6 protein-coding genes are annotated in these 4,843 nt (G+C 73.6%); 3 read left to right on the top strand and 3 right to left on the bottom strand.

Annotated elements, in window-relative coordinates; translation table 11 throughout:
- The coding region (locus ACFFNX_RS42395; RefSeq protein ID WP_378211902.1) for a hypothetical protein at positions 1–266 on the top strand (266 nt) is incomplete at its 5' end.
- A gap of 76 nt (positions 267–342) precedes the next feature.
- Here the strand turns inward: ACFFNX_RS42395 and ACFFNX_RS42390 are convergent.
- Positions 343–1,176, bottom strand: a complete 834-nt coding sequence (locus ACFFNX_RS42390; protein WP_378211901.1) for a Rieske (2Fe-2S) protein — start codon at positions 1,174–1,176, stop codon at positions 343–345.
- Positions 1,177–1,341: 165 nt separating this feature from the next.
- On the opposite strand from ACFFNX_RS42390, the gene ACFFNX_RS42385 reads away from it, so the two are divergent.
- The gene (locus tag ACFFNX_RS42385) at positions 1,342–2,601 is read left to right on the top strand and encodes a D-arabinono-1,4-lactone oxidase (protein ID WP_446678555.1); all 1,260 of its coding nucleotides are present in this window, start codon (positions 1,342–1,344) and stop codon (positions 2,599–2,601) included.
- A 10-nt stretch (positions 2,602–2,611) separates the two neighbouring features.
- On the opposite strand, the gene ACFFNX_RS42380 is transcribed toward ACFFNX_RS42385, so the two are convergent.
- Positions 2,612–3,523 (bottom strand): GNAT family N-acetyltransferase, encoded by a 912-nt coding sequence (locus ACFFNX_RS42380; RefSeq protein ID WP_378211903.1) that lies wholly within the window; start codon positions 3,521–3,523, stop codon positions 2,612–2,614.
- A 127-nt stretch (positions 3,524–3,650) separates the two neighbouring features.
- Positions 3,651–4,286: a TetR/AcrR family transcriptional regulator gene (locus ACFFNX_RS42375; protein WP_378211899.1), complete on the bottom strand. Its 636-nt coding sequence runs from the start codon at positions 4,284–4,286 to the stop codon at positions 3,651–3,653.
- 50 nt (positions 4,287–4,336) lie between these two features.
- On the opposite strand from ACFFNX_RS42375, the gene ACFFNX_RS42370 reads away from it, so the two are divergent.
- Positions 4,337–4,843 (top strand): alcohol dehydrogenase catalytic domain-containing protein (locus ACFFNX_RS42370; protein WP_378211898.1); only part of this gene is annotated, 507 nt, incomplete at its 3' end.

Raw genomic sequence — 4,843 nt, 5'->3', positions numbered from 1 at the left:
CGCCACCCCGCCCGAAGGCCCCGGCCGCCCCACCCGCGAAACCTCGTCCCCGGCGCTACTCCAACGCCGCCGCGATGGCGCTGTACGGCCGTCCGCCCACGCCCGCACGGCGGACCCGTCCCGCCCCGCACCGGCCCACGCTCCGACCGCCCGGCGGCACCCTCTGGATGAGCTGCTCCGGCAACCGCCCTGGCTGGTGCACGATGTCCGGCACGCCGGACGCTCCTCCCCCGCCCTCCGGCTGGCGGTTCAGCTGGGGCGGCTGAGGCCGCAGCGCCCTCTGCCGTGGAGCGGCACCGGTGGACCGGCCACGTCAAGCCGCAGCGGGTGGCCGAGAGCTCGTCAGCCTGCGCCGGGCAGGCGGACCCGGAGTATGCCGTCCCGTACCTCCGTCTCGAACAACGGCTGCGGCGCGGTGGCCGGGCCATGGACGACCGAGCCGTCGAACAGCCGGAACACGCTGCCGTGCCACGGGCACGTGATGCATCCGTCGCTCACCTCGCCGTCGGACAGCGGCCCGGACAGGTGGCTGCACCGGTCGGACAGCACGTCGGCGGCACGGCCCCGCCGCAGCACCAGCAGCGGAACCTCGTCGAGCATCCTGCGCACCGGCCGTCCGTCCGGAAGGTCGTCGAACGTGCCGAGGTCGTGCCAGCCGGGCTCCACCAGGTACGGCACCGACTCGGCGTGATTGACCCCTCCGGCCTGACGGAACGACAGGCGGCCGCCGAGCAGCGCACCGACGCTCGCCACGCCGAGGCCCGCGTAGCGCAACGCGCGGCGACGCGCGGGCGTGCGAGCGAGCAACGACGCGCCGTACAGACCGATCGCGGTGCCGTTCGCCAACGCGTGCACGACGCCGACCCGCATCTGCTGTTCGTGCTGCTCGGACCAGTCGGCCGTGCCGGCCAGCACGGCGGGCGCCGCGACCAGCAGGCCGAACGCGGCCAGCCGCCGGGCCGCGTCGTCACTGCCGCGCCGCAGGTCGAGCACCCCGGCGGACAACCAGGCCCCCACGGAGGCCTGGACCAGCATCGGGTGGACAGGATGCCCCAGCCAGGTGCCGTACAAAGTGTCGCGCACCGGCCCGGGAGGCAGCCGCCGCGCGACCTTCTGCGTCGGCTCCACCACGCGATCGAGGACCTCCGCGTCCTCCAGCTTGTTAAGAATGCCCATGTCAGGCCGCTTCCCCCGCGGCCGTGATCGAACCATCGAGGGGGAGCGCGACCGGACGACGCGGTTCGCGACCGGCGGCGTCGGCCGCCGAGCCGTACGGGCCGGTGGTGTGCCGCCCGTTCACCGATACCTTGCCCTGGAAACGAATGAAAGGCGGGGATGTCGATGTCCGGCGGGCTCACCAACTGGGCGGGAAGCGTCACCTTCCAGGCGGAGCGGGTGGAACGGCCCGCCTCGCTCGACGAGCTGCGAGCCCTGGTGGCGAGAAGCTCCACGGTCCGCACCCTCGGCAGCGGGCACTCCTTCAACGACATCGCCGACACATCCGGGGTGCTGCTGTCGCCGTCCGCCCTGCCCGGCCTCTTCGAGATCGACGGCGCCGCCCGTACGGTCCGGGTCGGGGCGAGCCTGCGGTACGCGGAGGTGGGCCGGCGGCTCCACGAGGCGGGGTTCGCCCTGGGCAACCTGGCCTCGCTGCCGCACATCTCGGTGGCCGGTTCGATCGCCACGGCCACGCACGGCTCCGGCGACGGCAACCGGAACCTCAGCGCCGCCGTGGCCGGGCTGGAGATCGTCACCGCCGACGGCGACCTGGTCGCGCTGCGCCGCGGCGAGGAGGGCTTCGACGGCGCGGTCGTCGGGCTGGGCGCGCTCGGCGTCGTGGTCGCGGTGACGCTCGACATCGTGCCCGCCTTCGACATGCGTCAGTACGTCTATGAGGAGCTGCCGTTCGCGACGCTGGAGGAGCACTTCGACGACGTGTTCTCCAGCGCGTACAGCGTCAGTCTCTTCACGGGCTGGCACGGCCCGGCCATCGACCAGGTCTGGATCAAGCGCCGCGCCGACCAGGACGGGGACCCGCCCGCCGGCGAGGACTGGTTCGCGGCGCGGCCGGCCGACGGCCCCCGGCACCCGGTGCCCGGCATCTCCGCCACGCCCTGCACCGAGCAGCTCGGCGTGCCCGGCCCCTGGTTCGCACGGCTGCCGCACTTCCGGCCGGAGTTCACGCCGAGCAGCGGGGTCGAGTTGCAGACGGAGTACCTCGTGCCCCGTGCGCGTGCCGTCGAGGCCCTGCGGGCGGTGGACGCGATCCGCGACCGGGTGGCGCCGATGCTCCAGATCTCCGAGATCCGCACCATCGCGGCGGACGACCTGTGGCTCAGCACGGCGTACGGTCGCGACTCGGTCGGCATCCACTTCACCTGGGTGAAGGACCTGGACGGTGTGCTGCCGGTGGTCGCGGCCCTGGAGGAGTGCCTCGCGCCGTACGAGCCCCGGCCGCACTGGGGCAAGGTGTTCACCACCGCGCCCGAGGCGCTGCGCGCGGTCTATCCGCGGCTGCCCGACTTCCAGGCGCTCAGGCGCCGCTTCGACCCGGCCGGCAAGTTCACCAACGCGTTCCTCGCCCGGCACCTGCCCGGCTGAGCGACCGGCCTCAGCCTGCGGTCGTGGCCTTGATGAGGGGCGCGTCCCGCGACAGCTCCCGGAACCCGACGCTGTAGTACAGCCCGCGCGCCCGGGGATGCCCCGGCGCCCCCAGGCAGGCGACCGTCATGTGAGTGGCCCCGGCCGCCCGCGCCAGATGCATCCCGTGCAGAAGCATCGCCCGCGCCAGCCCCAGGCGCCGGTAGCCCGGATGCGTCCCGACGGGCTCGAACTCGGCGGTCCTGTTCGCCTCGTCGAGCCACATGATCGTCGAGGACGCCATCGTTCCGTCCGGCGCCTCCACCAGGATGTGCAGGTCGCCGCGGTACGCCGCCGTCCGCCGGACGCCCTGGTAGCTCTCGGCCGTGTACGTCGAGGGGGACCAGGCGTCCAGATGGGCCCGGACCGCGGCCTCCGGTCCGGCCTCCTCAGCGGTGCGGAACCGGAATCCGTCCGGCAGGGCCGGCCGTTCCACGTCGGTGAGGTCCCGCTCGTTGAGCTGGGTCCAGGACCCGGTGTCGCCGAGCGAGGACGGGTCGGTCTCATAGCCGTGCGCCGCCCAACGCTCCAGGGCGAACGCGTCGGCGGCGCCGGGCACCACCGTACGCTCGGTGTCGCCCGCGGTGGCGTCGTACCAGTCGATCACCTCGTCGACCAGCTCGGCGTGGTCGGGATGGACCTGATAAGCGAGATAGGCGCCGGTGACGTCCTTTACCGACCCGTCGTCGCGTCTCGCCTGATGCGGAAGACGGGCCCAGCCCCACGCCACCGCCTCCCCGCCGGAGAGCCACAGCCGGCGCCGCCAGCTCGCGCCGTACCCGGCGTGGTCCTTGCCCCAGTTCCAGGCCAGCTCGCCGAACGACGCGTCGCTGTTCACCAGGTCCGGGCGGATGGCGGTGACACGCTGCGCCAGAGTCTGCATGAGCCGCACGTCCGCGGCGGTCACCGGCTCGACGTTCGTCACGATGTGCCACTGTGTCAGGACTCCGTACGGCCGTCGAACCGTTTTCCGGGGCCACCGGTCGCGGCAGGGCGGCCATGCCCTAGACCTACAGGCCCCGGCCCACAACCGACAGCGGCAGCCGTACCGCCGGGGGCAGCGGCGCGACGACCGGCTCGGACCGGAAGCTCTGGATCAACAGCGCCGCGAAGCGCCGGGAGGCGGCCACCGCCGCGGCCGGCGAGCCGGCGCGGATGCCGCCGTTGGCCATGAGCACCAGGATCAGGTCGTCCAGGACGAAGTCCGGGCGCAGCTCCCCGGTCGCCTTGGCCCGGCGGGCCAGTTCGGCGACCGCGGCCAGCGACCGCTCCCGGGCCGCGGCGAAGTCGACGGTGTCCGGGAAGGCCGACAGGAACGCCGCGGTGAAGCCCCGGTCCCGTGCGTGCATCTCACAGACCTTCTCGATCACCCGGCAGAAGCCGCGCCACGGGTCCGGGTCGGCGAGTCCCTCGTCGACGATCGCGGTGCAGACCGCCATCTGCTCGGCGAAGACCTCGGTGACCAGCGCCACCTTGGTCGGGAAATGCCGGTAGAGGGTCGCCGGGCCGACCTCGGCACGCCGCGCGATCTCGCGCATCGGCACGTCCAGGCCCTCGGCGGCGAACGTCGTGCCGGCCACGGCGAGGATGCGCTCGCGGTTGTCTCGAGCGTCGGAGCGCAGGGAGTGAGGCAAACGGTCCGTCACCGCTCTCACTTTAGCCAAACGGACGGGGTGTTCCGATAACGTCTGCCGCCATGAGAGCACTGCGATTCTCCGAGTACGGCCCCGCGAGCGTCCTCGACGTGGCCGACGTGCCGGAGCCGCATGCCGGCCCCGGCCACATCCGGGTGGCCGTACGGGCCTCGGGCGTCACCCCCGCGGACGGGTACCTGCGCTCGGGCCGGTTCCCCGACATGTCCCCGTTGCGCCTCCCCCACGTGCCCGGGGTGGACGCCGCGGGTGTGGTCGACGAGGTCGGCGCCGGGGTCACCGGCGTCCGGCCGGGCGATGCGGTCTTCGGCCTCGTCGACATCGCCGCGAAGGGCGGCGCGAACGCCGAGTACGCCGTCCTCACGGCCTGGGCGTCGAAGCCGGACGCGCTGAGCTGGGAGCAGGCCGGCGGCGCGGCGGCGAATGTCGAGACCGCCACGCGTGTGCTCGACCGGCTGAAGGTCGGCACCGGCACGACCCTGCTGATCGAGGGCGCGGCCGGCGGGGTCGGCACGGTCGCGGTCCAACTCGCGGCGGCGCGCGACGCGACC

Origin of the sequence: Actinoallomurus acaciae, from assembly GCF_042429965.1 — a bacterium.
Classification (GTDB): Bacteria; Actinomycetota; Actinomycetes; order Streptosporangiales; family Streptosporangiaceae; genus Actinoallomurus; species Actinoallomurus acaciae.
Note: the sequence above shows the minus strand (reverse complement) of the source record. Positions and strands in the feature narration are given on the sequence as shown.

Coding starts and splice junctions, on each gene's coding strand:
- ACFFNX_RS42390 (WP_378211901.1), bottom strand. CDS start 1,176: ATGGGCATTCTTAACAAGCTGGAGGACGCGGAGGTCCTCGATCGCGTG.
- ACFFNX_RS42385 (WP_446678555.1), top strand. CDS start 1,342: ATGTCCGGCGGGCTCACCAACTGGGCGGGAAGCGTCACCTTCCAGGCG.
- ACFFNX_RS42380 (WP_378211903.1), bottom strand. CDS start 3,523: ATGCAGACTCTGGCGCAGCGTGTCACCGCCATCCGCCCGGACCTGGTG.